This is a genomic window from Dorea sp. YH-dor226 (genome assembly GCF_039832105.1).
In the GTDB taxonomy this organism is placed as follows: Bacteria; Bacillota; Clostridia; order Lachnospirales; family Lachnospiraceae; genus Dorea_A.
Window position 1 is genome coordinate 18,624 of the sequence record NZ_JBDOHS010000021.1, and the last position, 20,249, is coordinate 38,872.

General features: G+C 39.1%; 24 protein-coding genes. 18 read left to right on the forward strand and 6 right to left on the reverse strand.

Annotated elements, in window-relative coordinates:
• Positions 1-17: 17 nt before the first annotated feature.
• The 6 genes from ABE547_RS13315 to ABE547_RS13340 all read left to right on the forward strand — a co-directional run bounded on the left by ABE547_RS13315 (position 18) and on the right by ABE547_RS13340 (position 6,858).
• Positions 18-221, forward strand: coding sequence for a hypothetical protein (locus ABE547_RS13315; RefSeq protein WP_347379231.1), 204 nt, complete (start codon positions 18-20; stop codon positions 219-221).
• Between the two features lie 12 nt (positions 222-233).
• The gene (locus tag ABE547_RS13320; RefSeq protein WP_231301769.1) at positions 234-3,155 is read left to right on the forward strand and encodes a hypothetical protein; all 2,922 of its coding nucleotides are present in this window, start codon (positions 234-236) and stop codon (positions 3,153-3,155) included.
• Entirely contained in the window at positions 3,136-3,510 is a 375-nt protein-coding gene (locus ABE547_RS13325; RefSeq protein WP_001129922.1) for a TnpV protein, read from the forward strand. The genes ABE547_RS13320 and ABE547_RS13325 overlap by 20 nt, the downstream gene beginning before the upstream one ends.
• Before the next feature lie 366 nt (positions 3,511-3,876).
• Positions 3,877-5,796, forward strand: coding sequence for a tetracycline resistance ribosomal protection protein Tet(O) (gene tet(O) / locus ABE547_RS13330; RefSeq protein ID WP_347379232.1), 1,920 nt, complete (start codon positions 3,877-3,879; stop codon positions 5,794-5,796).
• A 51-nt stretch (positions 5,797-5,847) separates the two neighbouring features.
• A complete protein-coding gene (locus tag ABE547_RS13335) occupies positions 5,848-6,021 on the forward strand; it encodes a cysteine-rich KTR domain-containing protein (RefSeq protein WP_002779755.1) in 174 nt (57 codons plus the stop codon).
• Positions 6,022-6,189: 168 nt separating this feature from the next.
• Entirely contained in the window at positions 6,190-6,858 is a 669-nt protein-coding gene (locus tag ABE547_RS13340; RefSeq protein ID WP_055182586.1) for an SIMPL domain-containing protein, read from the forward strand.
• Positions 6,859-6,923: 65 nt separating this feature from the next.
• Here the strand turns inward: ABE547_RS13340 and ABE547_RS13345 are convergent, their stop codons facing one another.
• Together ABE547_RS13345 and ABE547_RS13350 are read right to left on the reverse strand one after the other, a co-directional pair.
• Positions 6,924-8,282, reverse strand: a complete 1,359-nt coding sequence (locus tag ABE547_RS13345) for a relaxase/mobilization nuclease domain-containing protein (protein ID WP_347379233.1) — start codon at positions 8,280-8,282, stop codon at positions 6,924-6,926.
• Positions 8,249-8,572, reverse strand: a complete 324-nt coding sequence (locus tag ABE547_RS13350; protein ID WP_347105213.1) for a MobC family plasmid mobilization relaxosome protein — start codon at positions 8,570-8,572, stop codon at positions 8,249-8,251. Before ABE547_RS13350 ends, ABE547_RS13345 begins: the two co-directional genes overlap by 34 nt.
• Positions 8,573-8,854: 282 nt before the next feature.
• Here ABE547_RS13350 and ABE547_RS13355 point away from each other — a divergent pair, with 282 nt between their 5' ends.
• A complete protein-coding gene (locus ABE547_RS13355; protein WP_049946956.1) occupies positions 8,855-9,610 on the forward strand; it encodes an NUDIX domain-containing protein in 756 nt (251 codons plus the stop codon).
• A 72-nt stretch (positions 9,611-9,682) separates the two neighbouring features.
• Here the strand turns inward: ABE547_RS13355 and ABE547_RS13360 are convergent, their stop codons facing one another.
• The 3 genes from ABE547_RS13360 to ABE547_RS13370 all read right to left on the reverse strand — a co-directional run bounded on the left by ABE547_RS13360 (position 9,683) and on the right by ABE547_RS13370 (position 11,094).
• Positions 9,683-9,976, reverse strand: coding sequence for a hypothetical protein (locus ABE547_RS13360; RefSeq protein WP_026650130.1), 294 nt, complete (start codon positions 9,974-9,976; stop codon positions 9,683-9,685).
• A 33-nt stretch (positions 9,977-10,009) separates the two neighbouring features.
• Positions 10,010-10,564 (reverse strand): ImmA/IrrE family metallo-endopeptidase, encoded by a 555-nt coding sequence (locus ABE547_RS13365; protein WP_055182584.1) that lies wholly within the window; start codon positions 10,562-10,564, stop codon positions 10,010-10,012.
• 77 nt (positions 10,565-10,641) lie between these two features.
• Positions 10,642-11,094 carry a helix-turn-helix transcriptional regulator gene (locus ABE547_RS13370; RefSeq protein WP_055299425.1) on the reverse strand — a complete coding sequence of 151 codons (453 nt, stop codon included), beginning with the start codon at positions 11,092-11,094 and terminating at the stop codon, positions 10,642-10,644.
• Between the two features lie 193 nt (positions 11,095-11,287).
• On the opposite strand from ABE547_RS13370, the gene dinB reads away from it, so the two are divergent.
• From dinB to ABE547_RS13405, 7 genes are all read left to right on the forward strand, one after another.
• Entirely contained in the window at positions 11,288-12,532 is a 1,245-nt protein-coding gene (gene dinB / locus ABE547_RS13375; protein WP_227147687.1) for a DNA polymerase IV, read from the forward strand.
• A gap of 20 nt (positions 12,533-12,552) precedes the next feature.
• Positions 12,553-12,792: a hypothetical protein gene (locus ABE547_RS13380; RefSeq protein ID WP_026650126.1), complete on the forward strand. Its 240-nt coding sequence runs from the start codon at positions 12,553-12,555 to the stop codon at positions 12,790-12,792.
• 275 nt (positions 12,793-13,067) lie between these two features.
• On the forward strand, positions 13,068-13,613 hold the full coding sequence (locus ABE547_RS13385) for a hypothetical protein (protein WP_026650125.1): 546 nt from the start codon (positions 13,068-13,070) through the stop codon (positions 13,611-13,613).
• Positions 13,614-13,944: 331 nt separating this feature from the next.
• Positions 13,945-14,505 carry a sigma factor-like helix-turn-helix DNA-binding protein gene (locus ABE547_RS13390; protein WP_026650124.1) on the forward strand — a complete coding sequence of 187 codons (561 nt, stop codon included), beginning with the start codon at positions 13,945-13,947 and terminating at the stop codon, positions 14,503-14,505.
• A 105-nt stretch (positions 14,506-14,610) separates the two neighbouring features.
• Complete coding sequence (trxA, locus tag ABE547_RS13395) at positions 14,611-14,916, forward strand: thioredoxin (RefSeq protein ID WP_028086464.1); 306 nt, start codon at positions 14,611-14,613, stop codon at positions 14,914-14,916.
• A gap of 12 nt (positions 14,917-14,928) precedes the next feature.
• Positions 14,929-15,249 carry a rhodanese-like domain-containing protein gene (locus tag ABE547_RS13400; protein ID WP_028086465.1) on the forward strand — a complete coding sequence of 107 codons (321 nt, stop codon included), beginning with the start codon at positions 14,929-14,931 and terminating at the stop codon, positions 15,247-15,249.
• Position 15,250: 1 nt separating this feature from the next.
• On the forward strand, positions 15,251-16,942 hold the full coding sequence (locus tag ABE547_RS13405; protein WP_073106970.1) for an FAD-dependent oxidoreductase: 1,692 nt from the start codon (positions 15,251-15,253) through the stop codon (positions 16,940-16,942).
• Between the two features lie 118 nt (positions 16,943-17,060).
• On the opposite strand, the gene ABE547_RS13410 is transcribed toward ABE547_RS13405, so the two are convergent.
• Positions 17,061-17,744, reverse strand: coding sequence for a Crp/Fnr family transcriptional regulator (locus ABE547_RS13410; RefSeq protein ID WP_044924472.1), 684 nt, complete (start codon positions 17,742-17,744; stop codon positions 17,061-17,063).
• A gap of 110 nt (positions 17,745-17,854) precedes the next feature.
• Here ABE547_RS13410 and ABE547_RS13415 point away from each other — a divergent pair, with 110 nt between their 5' ends.
• The 4 genes from ABE547_RS13415 to ABE547_RS13430 all read left to right on the forward strand — a co-directional run bounded on the left by ABE547_RS13415 (position 17,855) and on the right by ABE547_RS13430 (position 20,094).
• Positions 17,855-18,775, forward strand: coding sequence for a hypothetical protein (locus ABE547_RS13415; RefSeq protein WP_028086467.1), 921 nt, complete (start codon positions 17,855-17,857; stop codon positions 18,773-18,775).
• A gap of 91 nt (positions 18,776-18,866) precedes the next feature.
• Complete coding sequence (locus tag ABE547_RS13420; RefSeq protein ID WP_222891074.1) at positions 18,867-19,193, forward strand: hypothetical protein; 327 nt, start codon at positions 18,867-18,869, stop codon at positions 19,191-19,193.
• A 119-nt stretch (positions 19,194-19,312) separates the two neighbouring features.
• Positions 19,313-19,513 carry a 4Fe-4S binding protein gene (locus tag ABE547_RS13425; protein WP_222891075.1) on the forward strand — a complete coding sequence of 67 codons (201 nt, stop codon included), beginning with the start codon at positions 19,313-19,315 and terminating at the stop codon, positions 19,511-19,513.
• Entirely contained in the window at positions 19,510-20,094 is a 585-nt protein-coding gene (locus ABE547_RS13430; RefSeq protein WP_055195153.1) for a 4Fe-4S binding protein, read from the forward strand. Before ABE547_RS13425 ends, ABE547_RS13430 begins: the two co-directional genes overlap by 4 nt.
• Positions 20,095-20,249 lie beyond the last annotated feature (155 nt).

Sequence of the window (20,249 nt, forward strand, 5' to 3'; positions counted from 1 at the left end):
TGCTTGAAGGAAAGCAGATGGGAGAATCCGGCTTTTTTGCCAATTCGAGTGATGCAATGCCGGCACTCTATGAAAAGATGTTAAAGACATCTGTAGAAGGGCCGGAAAGAATAAAAGACATTGGATATGTGCTTAAGATGGTTACAGATAAGGATATTATACCGGATGAATTCCGTGAACTGTATGAGACTTTTTGTAATACTTTGAAAATCAGAAGATAACGAGGTGATGTCATGTTACAATTTAATATAGATGAAATTGAAAAGCGTACCCTTTCCGGTCTGAAGGATTTTCAAAGAGCGACTGTGGAGAGAGTGGATTATCTGTTCCGGCATAATCAGAATCGTGTGCTTGTAGCAGATGAAGTGGGTATGGGAAAAACTCTTATTGCCAGAGGAGCAATTGTAAAGACAGCAAGACTTAGAATCGAAGAGAAAGATGATCTGTTTAAGGTAATTTATATCTGCTCTAATCAGAACATAGCAAATCAGAATATCAGAAAACTTGATGTAACAGGAAAGAATGCCATCGGCTCAGTATCAGATACCAGACTGTCTATGCAGCATTTAAAGATTACTGAGCAGGAAAATGATCCGCAGATAAAGGAAGGTTTTATACAGCTTATCCCACTTACACCGGAAACATCTTTCCGCATGACCACCGGAGGTGGAAGTGTGCAGGAAAGAGCACTTATGTATGCCATTTTAAGGAGAATGCCGGACTTTAAAGGACATGTAACTTCTCTTGAAAAATTTATGATAATGGATGCTGTAAAAGCATGGGATGGATGGGCAAAATGGAACTTTGAAAATCGTGTGGCAGAATGCGAAAAGATGACGAAGGGTGTCTATCCACAAAATGTGATAGAAAAAATCCTTAATTATCAGGAGTATGAAAGTATAAGGGACATGCTGCTTAATCATTTGCATGAAAGAAGATACAATAAACAGCTTACATATTCCAATTACTATGTGATGAATAAGCTTCGTGTGATGTTTGCGAGAATCAGTGTATCTATGCTTGAGCCGGATCTGGTAATCATGGATGAGTTTCAGAGATTTAAGTTTCTTTTGTCATCCGATGACAGTGAGCTTGGTATTCTTGCACACAGTTTCCTTAGTGGACATGATACAAGGGTACTTCTGTTGTCGGCTACACCATATAAATTGTATTCTACCCTTGAAGAGATAGATGAAAATCAGCTTGATGAGCATTATGCAGAGTTTTTTCAGGTTATGAACTTTCTTTTTGATGATGAAGTCAAAGACATTAAATTTAAGGAAGTGTGGAAGAATTATTCCCATGCTCTAAGTGAGTTGAAGGCAGGGGACAGTGCAATTATCCGTATGAAGGAGCTGGCAGAAAATGCCATGTATCAGGGAGTCAGCAGGACAGAGCGTATATCTGTCATGGATTCCGGTGATTATACGGATGACAGCAGCGTGAAGCATCATTTGCAGATAGATGAAAATGACATAAACTCCTATATACAGATGTCACGATTGTTGTCAAAAACGGATTCAAATCATTCTTTACCGGTAGATTATGCAAAGAGCTGTCCGTATCTTATGTCCTTTATGAAGAAATATAAGATTAAAGAGCAGATTGAAAAATATTATATAAAACATCCAGATGAATTTGGAAGTGAAAGAGAACAATGTCTCTTGTGGCTGAATCGCAATAAAATCAATAAATATGATGAACTGCCGAAAACCAATGCAAGGCTTGAGGCACTGAAAGAAAAAGCATTTACCGGCGGTGCAGAAAAATATCTGTGGATTCCTCCATCACTGCCATATTATGAGATGCAGGGAGCATATAAAAACAGCAAAGGCTTTTCAAAAATACTTGTATTTTCTGCATGGGAGATGGTTCCACGAATGATAGGTGCGCTTGTTTCCTATGAGGCGGAAAGACTTACAGTTGGAAAACTGGTACATCAGATAAAGAATCAGGATAAGAAGAATACGGGGTATTTTGCGGATGGTTCGAGACGATACCCGGTGGCAAGGCTCAGGTTTAATGTTTCAAATGGAGAAGTAAGAGGCATGAGCCTGTTTGCATTGCTTTATCCTTCAAAGACACTTTCTGATATGTATTTACCGATTGAGTCATTGAATAATCATGAATCATTAGAAGTAATAGAGAAATCTGTACGGCTGAAACTGAAAGAGAAGCTTGCGATAATCGAAGAAAAGTATGGTGATTCGGGTAACAATAAGGAAGATGCCAGGTGGTATTATCTTGCACCGATGCTCATGGATGGAGTCATCTATGCAAAGCATTGGATAGAGGATATTGTGTGGGAAATGAATACAGACGAAGAGGATACAACATCTGAGGTCAGAAGCAGTTCAAAGGATAAGAGAAATAAGGGCTTTATTGCTCATATTGATAAGCTAAGAAGTTATTTGGATGCCCCGGAGGAGATTCATCTTGGAAGAAAGCCGGAGGATCTTCTGGAAACATTGGTAAATATGGTACTGGGTTCGCCAGCAATATGCATTTATCGTTCTAATGGAAGAAGCACAGCCAGAGCAACATCGCTTGCAAAGGTATTTGTCAATAATTTCAATTTGCCGGAGTCAACAGCTATCATTGATCTTGCTTATGGCAGATGCAGGGATGATAATTCCCATTGGCAGAATGTACTTAAATACTGTAAAGATGGCTGTTTTCAGGCAATGATTGATGAATATATCCATATGCTGAAAGAAACAGCAGGTTTTCAGTCGGATGGAAATCAGTATCAGATTGTGCATGACATGATGATGGATTCATTGAAGATACATACAGCCACCTATATCGCTGATACTTATCCTGATTTCAAAAAACGTATTAACGGAGCTGACAGGAAGAGTGATGGATGTCGAATAAGGTCGAGTTATGCAGTTGGATTTACAAAGGATGCAGGAGATAATTCCAAGGTAGTCATGCGTAAAGAAAATATCAGAAATGCCTTTAACTCACCAATGCGTCCATTTGTGCTCGCTACAACATCAATCGGACAGGAAGGATTGGATTTTCATAATTATTGTCGTGTGATTATGCACTGGAATCTTCCAAGTAATCCCATAGATGTAGGACGGATTTTGCGGACATTCAAAATAAAAAAGAATGTGGAGGTAACAGACAATGGCAAAATCATTATTTGAGGAACTGGGCGGCAAATACGAAAGGCAAGGGGATTATTTGATACCGTGCTTAACTGTACCCGCCGAAGAAGAACAGGCAATAGGCATCTGGGGGCAACGGCATTTAGATTATCTAAAACAGTACCGTAAAGTTACATACACCAATCTTCTTACAAGCGGCAGGCTAAACGCCTACCTTGCCGACATCAACAGACAGGCACAGGAACGCTTTGAAAGGCTCATAGAGGGTATGAAACAGGCACAGGGCATAACGGAACAGCTAAAGGCAGAAAACGCCTTAGAATGGACAGGATGCCTCAATAACATAAGGGCTTGTGCGAGGGAGATTGTGGAAAAGGAAATTATTTTTGCATAAACAGATGATTAGTGGCAGGGGGAAATCCTGCCGCTTTTTCTGCTTTAGTTTGTCAGCTTGACAAATAAAGGGTTAAGGAATATAATTAGATTCAGTATTATACAAGGAGTTAATAAATATGCGGCAAGGTATTCTTAAATAAACTGTCAATTTGATAGTGGGAACAAAAAGTAGCAGTCCCGTTTCACTTTTAATATGGGGCTTAGTTTTTTGTACCCAGTTTAAGAATACTTTTATCATGTAATTTTATATGCCCGAAAACATATAAGTGTTTTGGGGCTATTGGAGTTATTTACCCAGTGATAGGAGTATTTATCACTGGGTATTTTTATGCCCTTTTTTGGGTGTTGATAGGAGGAAAATCACATGAAAATAATTAACTTAGGCATTCTGGCTCACGTTGACGCAGGAAAGACAACATTAACGGAAAGTTTATTGTATACCAGTGGTGCAATTGCAGAACCAGGGAGCGTAGATGAAGGCACAACAAGGACAGATACAATGAATTTGGAGCGTCAAAGGGGAATCACTATCCAGACAGCAGTGACATCTTTTCAGTGGGAGGATGTAAAAGTCAACATTATAGATACGCCAGGCCATATGGATTTTTTGGCGGAAGTATACCGTTCTTTATCCGTATTAGACGGAGCAGTATTATTAGTTTCTGCAAAGGATGGCATACAGGCACAGACCCGTATACTGTTTCATGCACTACAGATAATGAAGATTCCGACAATTTTTTTCATCAATAAAATTGACCAAGAGGGGATTGATTTGCCAATGGTATATCGGGAAATGAAAGCAAAGCTTTCTTCGGAAATTATAGTGAAGCAAAAGGTTGGGCAGCATCCCCATATAAATGTAACGGACAATGACGATATGGAACAGTGGGATGCGGTAATTATGGGAAACGATGAACTATTAGAGAAATATATGTCAGGGAAACCGTTTAAAATGTCAGAACTGGAACAGGAAGAAAACAGGAGATTCCAAAACGGAACGTTATTTCCCGTTTATCACGGAAGCGCTAAAAACAATCTGGGGATTCGGCAGCTTATAGAAGTAATTGCCAGTAAATTTTATTCATCAACGCCTGAAGGTCAATCTGAACTATGCGGGCAGGTTTTTAAGATTGAATATTCAGAGAAAAGGCGGCGTTTTGTTTATGTGCGTATATATAGCGGAACATTGCATTTGAGGGATGTTATTAGAATATCTGAAAAAGAGAAAATAAAAATCACAGAGATGTGTGTTCCGTCAAATGGTGAAATCGTCCCGGCTGACCATGCCTGTCCGGGAGAAATTGTTATTTTAGCTGATGATACTTTGAAACTGAACGACATTCTGGGAAATGAAAAACTCCTGCCTCACAAAACATGGATTGATAATCCCATGCCATTACTTCGGACAACGGTAGAGCCGCAAAAGCCGGAGCAAAGGGAAGCCCTGTTAAATGCCCTCGCAGAGATTGCTGATACAGACCCTCTTTTGCATTTTGACATTGATACTGTTACACATGAGATTATACTTTCTTTTTTGGGGAATGTGCAGATGGAAGTCATTTGTGCCATCCTTGAGGAAAAATATCATGTGGAGGCAGAAATAAAAGAGCCTACTGTTATATATATGGAAAGACCGCTTAGAAAAGCAGAATATACCATCCACATAGAAGTCCCGCCAAATCCTTTCTGGGCTTCTGTCGGGTTGTCCATAGAGCCGCTCCCTATTGGAAGCGGAGTGCAGTATGAAAGCAGAGTTTCACTTGGATATTTAAATCAATCGTTCCAAAATGCGGTTATGGAGGGGGTTCTTTATGGCTGCGAGCAGGGGCTGTATGGATGGAAAGTGACAGACTGTAAAATCTGTTTTGAATATGGATTGTATTATAGTCCTGTAAGTACCCCCGCAGACTTTCGGCTGCTTTCCCCTATCGTATTGGAGCAGGCTTTAAAAAAAGCAGGGACAGAACTATTAGAGCCATATCTCCACTTTGAAATTTATGCACCGCAGGAATATCTCTCACGGGCGTATCATGATGCTCCAAGGTATTGTGCAGATATTGTAAGTACTCAGATAAAGAATGACGAGGTCATTCTGAAAGGAGAAATCCCTGCTAGATGTATTCAAGAATACAGGAACGATTTAACTTATTTCACAAATGGGCAGGGAGTCTGCTTGACAGAGTTAAAAGGATACCAGCCAGCTATTGGTAAATTTATTTGCCAACCCCGCCGCCCGAATAGCCGTATAGATAAGGTTCGGCATATGTTCCACAAGTTAGCTTAACAGCTTGCAAAAGTCATATAAAATGAGATTTGAAAGGATTAGAGACTAATTATGATGAAATGCGAATGGATATTGTGTCCTGTTTGTGGGAGCAAAACCCGTAATAAAATTAGGAAGGACACTGTTTTGGAGAATTATCCCCTTTATTGTCCAAAATGCAGACAAGAAAGATTGATTAAAGTTGACAACTTGAAGATAACTGTCATCAAAGAGCCAGACGCTTAAGACGCAGAGCCGATGAAATTGTGGAACAATTCACGAATCATCGGCTCTTTTTGTTTCGTATTTGAAAGAACAAACTCACCAAATAAAAAAAACGATATTCGGGTGGGTTATTTTGTTATACCCTAAATTACCCTCTGAATTTGTTTTTAAATTTGGAGGGATTTTTTTATGTCCTTTTTTCGGGCAGTTACAGGAAAAGGGAAAATAGCAGTAAAGCCGGATAAAATCCGGTTATATGTCAACAAGGAAGAACTTTGCAAAGAATATGAAGATACTCTCCGAAGGTCAACAGAAGATACAGAGCTTCTCAAGGATTTGTTTGAGAAACTTGGTTTTCAGAGAAAAGACCTTAAAACAGTATATTTTAATGTCGATACAGAATATGAAAGCTATCAGGACAGAGATAAGAGCTGGAAGCGAAGATTTAAAGGTTATAAGTATAATCACCATATGAAAATAGAGTTTGCAGCTGATAATAAAAGATTAGGGCAAGTCCTTTACGCTTTGGCTCATAGCTCATTAAGGCCAGAGTTTTCTATTGAGTATACAGTGGCAGATGTAGAAAAATGTAAAAATGAGCTGTTACATAAAGCAATCGAGGATTCCATTCAAAAGGCACAGGTGCTTACAACAGCAGCAAATGTGAAATTGGGTGAAATACAGGCAATTGATTATTCTTGGGGAGAGATAGATTTTGTAACAAAGCCATTGAATGAAATGAGATTAATGGAGTGTACGGAATGTGAAATGAGTGCACCGGGAGCATATGATATAGATATTGAGGCAGACGATATTAATGTTACTGATACGGCAACTGTAATATGGGAAATTGCATAAAGAGGAAGATATAAATAGATTAGACGAAAAGCAAGAGGCACCGTTAAAGTAGGTACCTCTTCTTTTTAGAGAGTTGGCTCTTTTTCTGATACGGGAATTTGCATCTCCGGAGCATTAAGTAGTGCTGTGAAATTCTGTCTAATGATATCCAGTGTTTTCTGCTTTTTCTGCAAGTCCTGTTTTTCCCGGACAGTAGCAGCCTGTTCAGATTCAAGATTTTCTATCCTCTTCTGGATTTTATTAGAGCTTGGGATTTTGGTAACACCGAGATCCTGAAGCTCTTTTTTTAGTGAATCGTGGAGCTGGTATTCTGCCTGATGTTTGGTCCGGTAAGCTTTTGGATTTTTAGCAGATTTGCAATCTTCAATTACCTTACGGCAGAGCCGGTAAGAATCACAGTGTTTCTGAATGACTTTCTGTGTACTCAGCTCATTGTTGATTTGTATTATTCTCTGATCAGCCGCATTAACAGAAGCATCAACATCAGAAAGATGCTGTTGGAAATCTTCATAATTCAGCAGGTTATTTTCGGAAAGATAGTTGAAGGTGCGTGCCGCTTCTTTCAGATTATTCAGTTTTGCCCAGCGTTCAAAGCATTCACGATTGCCTGTTGTGATATAGGTGGAGATATTGATATACAGGCGAGCTTCTCTGGACAAAGGCTTCGGAGTTTTCGTCTTATAACGATTTTTCTCTAAGCGGAGTCGGACATTTTCTTCTGTATAGTAGCTTCCGAGAGATTTCATATAGGTGAAATTTTTCTGCTCAGGTGCCCGGAAGGATAAATTTTTTCCCTGTCGTATTTCATATCCTGCCAACTGCATTTTCTGTAAAAATTCTTCATAATTGATAGAGGACCAGATTGCCTTATCAACCGCAACACGAAGTTTAGCTTTCCAACTGGTGCCACGATAATATTCCATGTTCTCCTTATAACTTTTGCCTTTTTCTCCGGTTGGCATACTGGTGGCAAGTCCATTTTCGTGACAGATACGATTACTGATTCTGCAGAGTTTATGGTAGCTCCGCTTATTGGAAACATACTTGTGATGATCAACAAAACTTGCAGCGTTGAAGATGATGTGATTGTGGATATGATTTTTATCAACATGGGTGCTGATCACGTATTCATATTTTCCTTTCAGTACTTCATCTGCAAATTGCTGCCCTAAGCGATGGGCATTTTCGGCATCAACTTCTCCAGGTTTAAACGACTGAATCAGATGAAATGCCAGGTTATCACCTTTGTCCATTCCATTCTTTTTCGCCATTTCTCTTGTCATGGAAAATTCAAGATCTGCAGTTTCCGGGGAACAGCCAAAACTGGAAACTAACAGTTTTTCATCAGTCTTATCAGGATTCGTAATATAGTCCAGAGCTTTCTTGTCCGTTACTTTAATTGGGAAGATCTTAAGATACGCCATAATTCTTTCACCAGCTCTTTCAATTCTTGCATTTCTTCCGGATACAGATCTCCGGTGCTGTTTACTTTCTTTGCAATCTGATTAATATTCACACCGATCTTATGCATTTCCTCGTATTGTTTCTTTAATGGAGTAGTGTCTGTATTGACAATATAACCGTCGATTGCCATTTTACGAAGGTAAGCTCCCATATTTTTTGTTTTTGATTCAATCATCTTTCTGCGAATCAGCTTCTTTTCTTCCGGGGAAACACAAAACAAAATTTGTATATTTCTTTTTCTCTTTGCCATAGGCAGATTCTCCTTTCATTGGTTCTTCGAAGTAGTGACTTCTGTGTTTTTAATTTAGGGCAGGGTTCCCTAAATTGCTGGTTTTCCGGAAGTGTATATACACTTCCTGTCCTTGCTATTTACCGGTGGCACAGCCGCCGGAAGAGAGTCTTAAAAAAGAACCCTCTATAAATAAGGTACTGAGAGAAGAAAAAGAGGACATCGAAGCTCAGAAGTATGACGCAAGCATGATTCTGTGGTATAGTAAAATCTGAATGAAAAAGAAGAAAAGAGGTCAAACCGATGTCACGGAAAAACCATAAGATGATAGATGGGAGATTACTGCAAACGAATAAGAAGTATTCCCAGTTAAAAATGAAGCAGAAAGAAAAGATTGCGGAATGGATGTTTCAGGCAACCAGAGATTATTATATGAAAAAATGTACTTTTCCGAGTGACAAACATCTGGAAGAAGTGGTGGATTCTGTTTATGAAAAAATTGAAGATGCAGAAATCTGGATTCCGTATGGAGAGGTCTTCAAGCATTATAAATCCAAACGATCGGATATCAACAAACGTGTCAGAAAATCTCTGAATGAAAAAGAAGAGAGTCAGATTGAGAAGGTCTGTTTTATGAATATGTGTATGATTCAGGATCATAAAGGGAATGTACTGGCTCTGGATAAAGTAAATGATAGCTATACCGGTACAACTTTTCCAGGCGGTCACGTAGAAGCAAATGAGATTTTTCAGAAATCTATGATTCGGGAAGTCTGGGAAGAAACAGGACTTACGGTTGAAGCACCGAAGCTTGGAGGATTATATCATTGGCATAAGAGCGGAGTGCACTATGTTATTACCTTGTATAAAGCGGATAAGTTTACCGGAGAATTAAAGAGTTCTGAGGAAGGAAGAGTTTATTGGATTCCGCTGGAAGAGTTAAAAACAAAAGAACTTGCTACAGGTATGGAACACGTTTTGCGGATTCTGGAATCAGAGAAGGTGGACGAGTGCTATATGCATCTGGAAGCAGATGGATATGTGGGAGACTTGTATTAAAGAATTACATGAGAAATGGCTGCCTGCTCATTGGAGAAAAGACAGCCATTCTTTATAAGATACATCATTCATCTATTCTGTTTTTTGCGGTTCGTTTTTGGAAGTGAAATTAATATATTTGGCGCGTTGTAAAATTGAAATAACTGCATCAATGCTTTCAGGATTGGAGAAGCTCATGATAAAAGGTTCTTCTTTAAATTCCATGGGTTCGAACCCAGGATTCTGATCTGGATTCTTGAGTATATGGATGGGACGTGCACTCTGATTATAAAATGCCAGTTGTGCGGAATCTGTAGTGTTACCGATGACACCAATGCCTACATCCCCTTTTCCAAAGTCTATTCTATGTTTATTTAAGTTGATCATTTTCAAAAATCTCCTTTTTCAAAAATAGCATATTTAGTAATTTTCTATTATTCCCGAAGTAGGGATATCTTTTAAAAAGTCACTGTTGGAAGTAATCGGAGAATCTACAATCTGAACACCGCTACGTTTCATCATTCGGAATTTGAAATCAAGAAGTTCCGGTGGAACTTTCAGTTCAGCTGCAGCCTGGAAAAATGACATATCAGCGTTAAGCATCTCCAGGACATCTTCATCCTCCAGAAGATAATCAGCGGCAAAGCAATTCGCTTCATATTCACATTGTGATACTCCATCGAATAATTCAAAATCATGAAAACACTTGATCTGAAGGGTTTTCTGATGAAGGAGTGCGTGCCCAATCTCGTGGATCAGGATAATCTGCTGTATGATTTCCGGCAGATCGCTGTTAATGACGATGCAGGTCTTTCGACATTCCCGCATACAGAAGCCTTTACAACAGTTTGGATCAGTTCCAAGCGGAAGCTTCTTAACAATAATATGCATAGCGGCTGCAAGGCGGTACGGATCACTTTCCTGATATTTTGTTTTTACTTTATTAACAGTGTCTCTTATACATTTTGAACTCATAAAAACACCTCGATATTTCATAAGATAGTTTGCTACAAGTATAGAGTAGCAAAAGTGCTGTACGAAAATACGGACACCTATGAATCACTTTCCGTTTCAGTGTTTTTCTTTTTCCGTCCAAATGTCTTTTTAGCTTCCATCTTACAGGAAAGATATGCTTTGGTTACAGCTTGATAGAAAGCATCTTTTGCTTCTTCGTCAAGTTCGCCACCAGCGAAAAGAGCACGGTTGGCTTCGAGAATCTCATTGATGTCCCTGGCTCCTTTTTCACCAAGCTGTCCATTGACTTCATCAATATAATCCATTTTTTCAATTCCATAAGAAGGATCTGTAATCTCGTCATGTTTTAAATAATCATAAGAGACATTTAATGCATGAGCGAGCTTTCTCATAGTAGAGATTCGTGCGATGGTGCCGGAACTTTCATAAGCTGCGATTGCACGCTGTGATACGCCGACCAGTTCTGCAAGTTCTTTCTGCGTCAGATGATTCTGTTCTCGTTGAAATTTAATCTTGTCTGAAAAATTCATAGTGGGATCCTTTCCAAGTTTTTGAAATCGTAACTTCATCAACTTTATAAAAACTATTGACAGAGTTCATTATCACGTATAAAATACAAACAAACGTTCGTGAAGTTAGTAGAAATTATAATTCAAAAACTTCACAAAGTCAATATGAAGCAAAGAAGTTTTATTACGATTTTTAGACTGGTAGGTGAATGTTATGAGCAGGACAATTCTTCATTCAGATATGAATTGCTTTTACGCAAGTGTCGAGATGTTGCATCATCCGGAACTTGCCGGAAAGCCGATGGCAGTTGGGGGCGATCCGGAAGCAAGACATGGAATTGTGCTGACTGCGAATTATATTGCAAAGCGAGCCGGAGTAAAAACAGGTATGGCATTGTGGCAGGCAAGGCAGGTTTGCCCGGAAATAATTTTTGTACCGCCTCGCATGGATCTTTATTTGAGGTTTTCCAGAATGGCACAGGAGATTTACAGTGAATACACAGATCAGAGAGAACCATTTGGGATTGATGAAAGCTGGCTGGATGTAACTGCCAGCACTTCTGTCAAGGGAGACGGAATGAAGATTGCAAAAGAGATCAGCAGTCGGATTAAATATGAACTAGGTGTTACCGTAAGTATTGGTGTTTCCTGGAATAAGATATTTGCAAAGCTCGGTTCTGATTATAAAAAGCCAGATGCCATTACAGAGTTTTCCAAAGACAATTACAAGGATATTGCATGGAAACTTCCAGTAGGAGATTTACTCATGGTCGGAAGAAGCACTGAACGGACGATGAAGAAACTTGGCATTTGTACAATCGGAGATCTGGCAGGAGCAGAACCTTCTATATTAGAAACATATCTTGGAAAGATGGGATTGGTACTTCATACCTTTGCAAATGGATGGGATGAAACTCCAGTTTTGGTAGAAGGATATAAAGTACCGATCAAGTCTATCGGGAACAGTACAACAACGCCAAGAGATCTTGTTAGTGAATTGGACGTGAAGATTATTTTGATGGCTCTTTCAGAAAGTGTAGGAGCCAGGCTTCGTGAAAATGGTTTTCAATGCAGGACAGTAGAAATCTCGATTCGGGATAATGGATTGTATCATTTCACGAGACAGTGCAAGTTGGACAGGGCAAGTAATCTTACAGAAGAAATTGCCAGAACTGCATTTGAGTTATTCCAGAAAAACTATAATTGGGAACATCCAATTCGTAGTCTTGGTGTTCGAGGATGTGATCTGGTATCAGAAGAGATGCCGTATCAGCTTGATTTATTTATGGATGAAACGAAGAGAGAAAAAATCAAAAAGATGGACCAGGTGGTAGATGAGATCCGTGGAAGGTTTGGCTATCAGAGTATTCAGAGAGCATTTATGTATCAGGATAAGATACTGGCACAGCTGAATGCTAAGGAACATACGGTTCATCCACAGGCATATTTTCATGGATAGGAGAGAGCAGGTGTTTTGTAATGACAGCTAAAGTGTATGTAGATGTCCTGGCAGTATTCAGCCGGGAAGGAGAATTGATCCCTACAGCGTTTGTCTGGGAAGATGGACGTAAGTATGCGATTGATAAGGTTTCAAAACCGGAGCGTTGTGCCAGCCGAAAAGCTGGCGGAACCGGATATCGTTATACCTGTCAGGTGGGTGGAAAAATCTGTCATCTGACTTATGAAGAAAATTATAAATGGTTTATGGAACGTAAATAACGGCGTCCTAAAAGGGAGCCCTGAATCAGGGCCCCCTTTGGAGAGATAGATATTCGATGAGAACATCAGCAGTCGGGGATACATCCTTTCCCGTGAGAACCGATTGCTTTCAATAGATCATACAGTTGCCGATCAGCCAGAAATAGAAGCTATCCCACAGCGGATATTTCTGCGGAATCTGCATGAAGAGATGTTAGGACAGTGACAGACTGTGAATGGAACAAACAATACAATGATTGGTCTGGCTGCGGAAGCGGTCGGGAAGGAGGACAATTATGCAGAGAATACAGGATATGTTTATCAATATGGAAGAAGTGGCAGAGGATGCTTATAAGAATACGGAATTATTGCTGAGTCAGTATACTAAAGTAATGTTCCGTATTGAGAAGAACCTTGTGGATATAGATTATGAAATGTATGCAGAGGAAGGGAAGCATCTGAAGGAAATGTTATATGATCTGGTAGATTTCGATGCGACTGCAGAGAAACGCAGAATCCAGGAAAAGCTTCTGAATAATGATATGAATCTCTGTTTGCTGGAAATCATGAGAGATTCCCTGATAGCTTTGAGGGATTATCCAAAAAATGGACAGCTGTATTATCGGCTTTTGAAATATAGATATTTTGAAGCAGGAAATACCAATGAAGATGTGATGCTGATGCTGGATGATATGCCAAGCACTACTTATTATCGAAACCGTAAGAAAGCAATCCGTTTGTATGCAACAATGCTCTGGGCATTTACACGTCCGGAAAAGATACAGAATAAGATGGAGGAAATAAACTGGAAGAAAAGTGGAAGTAAAGTGGCAGTGAACTGACAGTAAACTGGCATGTGAATGGTATTACAATGAAAATACGTGCATGTTAGAATTGATATGCTGAGAGAAATAGACCTTCGCAGACGTAATGTTTGCGGAGGTTTTTCTTTTCTCAAATTTTAAGGCGTCAGGCTGTGCCCGGAAGGGCATGGCCTTTTTTTATACCCAAAAACAGGTTGCAGATTTGAAAAAGCTTCCTTTTTAACAGGTAGATGCCGGAAAGGAAGAGCATATCAAGATGCAGGGAAGAGGCAGGCATTATGCCAGATATCCATGATTTTCGATTTGTCACAAATCAAATCAACAAAAACGACAAATCGGAGAAACAATCATGGAAGAAAGAAAATACACATTTTACGACAGATATCAGAAGGTGAAATACGCTAATATTACAGCAGAAGAGCTGGAAGTTCTTAATATTTTTTATAATAAGGAACATTATATGTTTGATCAGCAGCATCAGAGAAATAATACAGTATTATTTTGTGGATTAGAATCAGAAAACGGTTGTGCGACAGACTTTATCGCAGATAGTGGACGTGACATTGCATCGGATATTACAACTGAGATCTTCTTTAAAGAACTCTTCAGCGATCTGACAGAGAAAGAAAAGAAAATCGTGAGCGATTATTTTATCATGGGAAAACAGGTTAAAGAAACAGCAGAGGAACTGGGCATCAGCACACGTCAGGTGAGTAGAGACAAGAACAGTGCTTTGGCAAAAATGTTGAAGAGGATGAAAGCAGCTGGATATGAATCATATGCTGAGGCGGCAGGTGCATTTCTGCAGGAAAGCGATTATATTCCAACACAGATGGAGACACAGAACTCGATTATGAAGAAAAGGACCGGAGAAGTGAGACTGCCATCAGATCATAAGATGAAAAAATAAATTAGTTAAAAATTAATCATGATAATAATGTGATGATATCACAGAAAACAAATGAATTTCAGATTATAATAAAGCCACAAAAGAAAAAACAAGGAGGACTGTAAAATGTCTGCTATTAATATCAATAAAAATAATTTTCAGAATGAAATAATGGATTCCGAGAAAACCGTTCTTTTAGACTTTTGGGCTCCTTGGTGTGCTCCTTGTCGTATGGTGGCTCCTATCATAGAGGAGATAGCAAGTGAACGCCCTGATATCAAAGTTGGAAAGATCAATGTGGATGAGCAGCCAGAACTGGCAAGTAAATTTGGTATTATGAGTATTCCAACTTTGGTGGTTATGAAGAATGGGAAGATTGTAACAAAAGTTTCAGGGGCAAGACCTAAGAAGGCAATCTTAGAGATGCTTTAAGGAGGTGCGTTAATGGGATTTTTTGATTTTTTAAAACAGGCGAATATTAATCAAGGGATAGAGGAATATAAAAAGACTGCTGGTGCAGTTCTGCTGGATGTTCGTACGCCGCAGGAATATCAGGAAGGGCATATACCAGAAAGTAAAAATGTGCCATTGCAACAACTTAACAATGTTGTTTCGGTAGTGAAGAATACAGAAATACCGCTGTTTGTATACTGTTATTCCGGAGCCCGAAGTCGTCAAGCAACTGGGATGTTGCAACGAATGGGATATTCTAAAGTAAATAATATTGGTGGCATTGCTGCTTATTCAGGAAAGGTGGAAAAATAAGATGAAGGTAATAATCGTAGGCGGTGTAGCCGGAGGAGCTACAGCTGCAGCAAGAATACGAAGATTGGATGAACATGCAGAAATTACTGTGTTTGAAAGATCCGGATACATATCCTATGCGAATTGTGGGCTTCCATATTATATCGGAGACGTGATCACAGACCCGGAAGAACTTACACTACAGACACCAGAGAGTTTTTTTAAACGATTCCGTATTAACATGAAAATTCATCATGAAGTTATCTCCATACATCCGGAACGAAAAACGGTTTCAGTGAAAAATTTAGAGAATGGTGAGATATTTGAAGAAAACTATGATAAGCTGATCCTCTCTCCAGGTGCAAAGCCAACACAGCCGAGACTTCCCGGAGTAGGTATGGATAAACTTTTTACACTTCGTACTGTAGAAGACACTTTTCGGATAAAGGAATATATAAATAAGAATCATCCAAAATCGGCTGTATTGGCAGGTGGCGGTTTTATTGGTCTGGAACTGGCAGAAAATTTGAGGGAGCTTGGCATGGATGTTACAATTGTCCAGCGGCCTAAGCAGCTGATGAACCCATTTGACCCGGATATGGCATCCATGATCCATAATGAAATGAGAAAGCATGGGATAAAACTGGTACTGGGCTATACAGTAGAAGGATTTAAAGAAAAGGACAATGGAGTAGAGGTTCTATTAAAAGATAATCCATCCCTTCAGGCTGATATGGTGGTGCTGGCAATCGGAGTTACACCAGACACAGCATTAGCAAAAGAAGCTGGTCTGGAACTTGGCATCAAGGGAAGTATCGTAGTGAATGACAGAATGGAAACTTCTGTACCGGATATTTATGCAGCAGGTGATGCAGTTCAGGTAAAACATTATGTTACGGGTGATGATGCGCTGATCTCTTTGGCCGGACCAGCCAACAAGCAGGGCAGGATCATCGCTGATAATATTTGTGGTGGTGACAGCCGTTACCTGGGCAGTCAGGGAAGCTCCGTTATCAAAGTATTTGATATGACAGCAGCCACTACAGGTATCAATGAAACCAATGCCAAAAAGTCAGGATTAGATGTAGATACAGTAATTCTTTCTCCTATGAGTCATGCCGGTTACTATCCTGGTGGAAAAGTGATGACCATGAAGGTGGTTTTTGAAAAAGAGACTTATCGTTTGCTTGGTGCTCAGATTATTGGATATGAAGGAGTTGATAAACGTATTGATGTGCTGGCAACAGCAATTCATGCAGGGCTGAAGGCAACCCAGCTGAAAGATCTGGATCTTGCATATGCACCGCCGTATTCCTCTGCCAAGGATCCTGTAAATATGGCAGGATTCATGATAGACAATATAGCAAAAGGTACCTTAAAACAATGGCATCTGGAAGATATGGATAAGATTTCTAAAGATAAAAGTGTTGTATTGCTGGATGTGAGAACTGTAGGTGAGTTTAACAGGGGGCATATGGATGGATTCAGAAATATTCCTGTAGATGAACTAAGGGAACGTATCAATGAAATTGAGAAGGGAAAGCCTGTTTACTTGATATGCCAAAGTGGTCTGCGCAGCTACATTGCCAGCCGTATTCTGGAAGGAAACGGTTATGAAACATACAACTTCTCCGGTGGATTCCGCTTCTATGATGCAGTGGTTAATGACCGTGCGTTGATTGAAAGGGCATATGCATGTGGTATGGATTATTAAAAAATAATCACAATAATTTTATAATTTACTTGTAGCGTAAAAAGATCCCCCATTTATTAGAATGACTTTCACAATTCTGATAAATGGAGGATTCTTTAGATGTCATAGAAAAACAGTTTTATGATCTTTGTAGTGTTTCCAGTCTTTTCGAATCAAGGATGGTGATTTTGCCGCGTGAGAGTTTGACGAGACCATCGCCCTGAAAGTATCGAAGCATTCGAGTGATCACTTCCCTGTGGGAACCAAGATGGTTTGCGATAGTTTCGTGAGTGATTTTCAGTTCATTTGTTCCTTCGATAGAGGTCTCTTCTAAAAGAAATGAAGCAACACGCTTATCCAAACTCTTCCACATGATCTGTTCAATCAGCCACATGACATCAGAAAAACGGCTAGCCATTAATTCATTGGTATAGTTTGCGACGGGAGCCGATTCCTTCATGATGTCCTTATAGATTTCAGCAGGGATGATCCAAAGATCAGTATCTTTTTCTGCTTCAATGGTTACTTCAAATTGAATGGACTGCATGATACATGAGGCGGATAAAAGACACATATCCATATCGAACAGGCGGTAAAGTGTAATTTCTCGTCCTTCATCTGAAAGTATGTAAGTTCGAAGCTGCCCGGATTTAACCAGTAATAATCCAGTACAATCCAGGTTTCCGTTGTGAATGATCGTTCCTTTTTTTACATCCCGTGTAATCAAATTGTCTGAAATTACTTTTTTCTGTGCTGTATTTAAGTCATTCCATAGTGGAAAATAATTTTCGAAGCTCATAACAGTTATCTCCTTTACGAACATAGTATACTTACTTTTTTTAGATGCGTCAATTATATAATTGACATATGCCATAAATAAAAATATACTGACTATAGTACATGACTGTTGTGAATATGAGGGAGGGATAAATAATGCAGGGAGATGTCAGTTTTACATTTTTGGACCGAATTGAAGAAGTAGAACTGAATATTGTAGATAGACGATGGCAGTCTGCACTGGCATTGGCATTGACTTTGCCAGATATTTGCGGAGGTATTGCTTTCCCGGAAATTGTTAAACATTATCGAGATGGCCGGGTTATGCTGGATCGGCAAAAGAATCCGACCCGTGATGTGGGAACCCAGTATATTCGCTGGTTTGATGAATATGCAGGGGACTACTTTAAACTATCTCAATCCGATGAAAAGCCATATATTTGCGGAGAACGCTGTTGGCAGCTTCGATGTGAATATCTTCATCAAAATAAAGGATTTTTGAATGATGAAAATAATATACGCTTTCATCTTGGACTAAACTGTGGAATGTCAGTTTGTCAGTTGGAAAGTATGAACATACAGGAGAACGGAAACGATATTCGTATAGACATAGAACAGTTTTGTCTGAGGATGTGCAAGGCAGCAAAGAGTTATTATGATAAAGTTCATTTGGAAAAAGACTTTAGTCTCTATAATACACCAGTTTTGGATTTTATTCAGGTAACACAAAAAAAGAAAGCTGCTTCTATTATTGCACTGGTCTGTGGCAGTGAACGTTATGCAAAAGGATTAAAAGAAACATTGCAATTTATTTCAGATCAGATCATGCTGTTTTACACACCGGAAAGTGCTAAAACAAGATTAGGCAGACATAAGCCGGATCTTTGGATTGTTACCGAAGATATGACGAGCCAACCGAATCAGCCATGGCGTGCGGACAGGACAACACCTGTAATTTTAATCACAGGCAATCCTGATGCTGTTGAAATTAAAAAGAATTCAGGAAAACTAACTGTTCTTTCTATGCCATTATCAATAGTTGATTTGCGGAAAACCGTCGAAATATATGTGTCGTGAGGAGAAGTTTATGCTGTACATAATACTATTATTTGTATTTGTAGTTGTAGTTGTATATTTGATGATGCTTATGCGGAGACAGAAAGAAAAGATGAGCGAAATTAAAATACAAATAGATCAACTGCAAGCACAACATGATCGATTGCAGAAAGAAAGGGATCAGTTACAAGAACGGATGAATCATCTGGAAGAGCAACGAGAACACTTGCAAATGCAAACAGACCAGGCATTTCGGAGTGCTGATGAAATCGAGAAAATTTACGATGAGATATGGAATCATGCTAATACCATTCACCTTTACTCTTCGTTAGCTGAAGAAGAAAGCAAATCTATAACAATGAAAGAAAAACAAAAAGAAATTATTCGAACAACTGAGGAAATTCTAAACATCATATATAAATATAAAGGTAATGTATAATAAAAATATGTCATTGTAATGATTAGCGTTCAAGGTAAATTCTTATGTAATAATATCACAGAAGGATTTACCTTTTTCAGGTACAATAGAGATACAAAATTTGAAAGGGGAACAAAGCATTGGCAAAAAGAATGGCAAGTGTCGATAAAAAAAGATGTGTTGCCTGCGGAGTATGTGAAAATACTTGTCCGCTGGCAGCTGTCAAAGTTTACCATGGATGTTATGCTGTGGTAGAAGAAACAGTGTGTGTAGGATGTGGAAAATGTGCAAAGTCCTGTCCGGCAGGTTGTATTGAAATGAAAGAGAGGACAGCGATGTGAAGAAAAAGAAACATTGGTATGATTATTTATGGATATGGGCGATCCTTTATTTTGCTCTCGGTTTTTTTAATATTTTGTTTGCTTGGTTTGGGATGATTGATTTCCTGTTGCCGTTAGGAATAGCGATATTCGGTGAAAATAAATTTTTCTGTAATCATTTGTGTGGACGTGGCCAGCTTTTTAGTAAGCTCGGTGGGGATTTAAAATGCTCAAGAAATAAACCAACCCCGCGATGGATGAGTTCAAAATGGTTCCGATACGGCTTTTTGATATTTTTCCTTACAATGTTTGGGAATATGGTATTTCAGACATATTTAGTTGGTGCCGGATCATCATCCTTGCGTGAAGCCATCAAATTATTCTGGACCTTCCGTGTTCCGTGGGGATGGACATACACTGCCGGAACAGTAGCTGATTGGGTGGCACAGTTTAGTTTTGGATTTTATAGTTTGATGCTTACATCTTTGTTGTTAGGGTTGATCGTAATGGTGTTATATAAGCCACGAACCTGGTGTACATTTTGTCCAATGGGAACAATGACGCAGGGTATCTGTAAATTAAAAAATAATGAAAAGAAGTAATACTATAAGGTGATTCATAAAAGGCATATGTCAAAAACTGTTGGGATACAATAGATAGGTAACAAATAAAATACAAGGATTCACTTCGATATGATATATTGGAGTTGACGAAAAACCAATGATCTTAACGAAAGGAGAATCCTTGTATGCCAAGT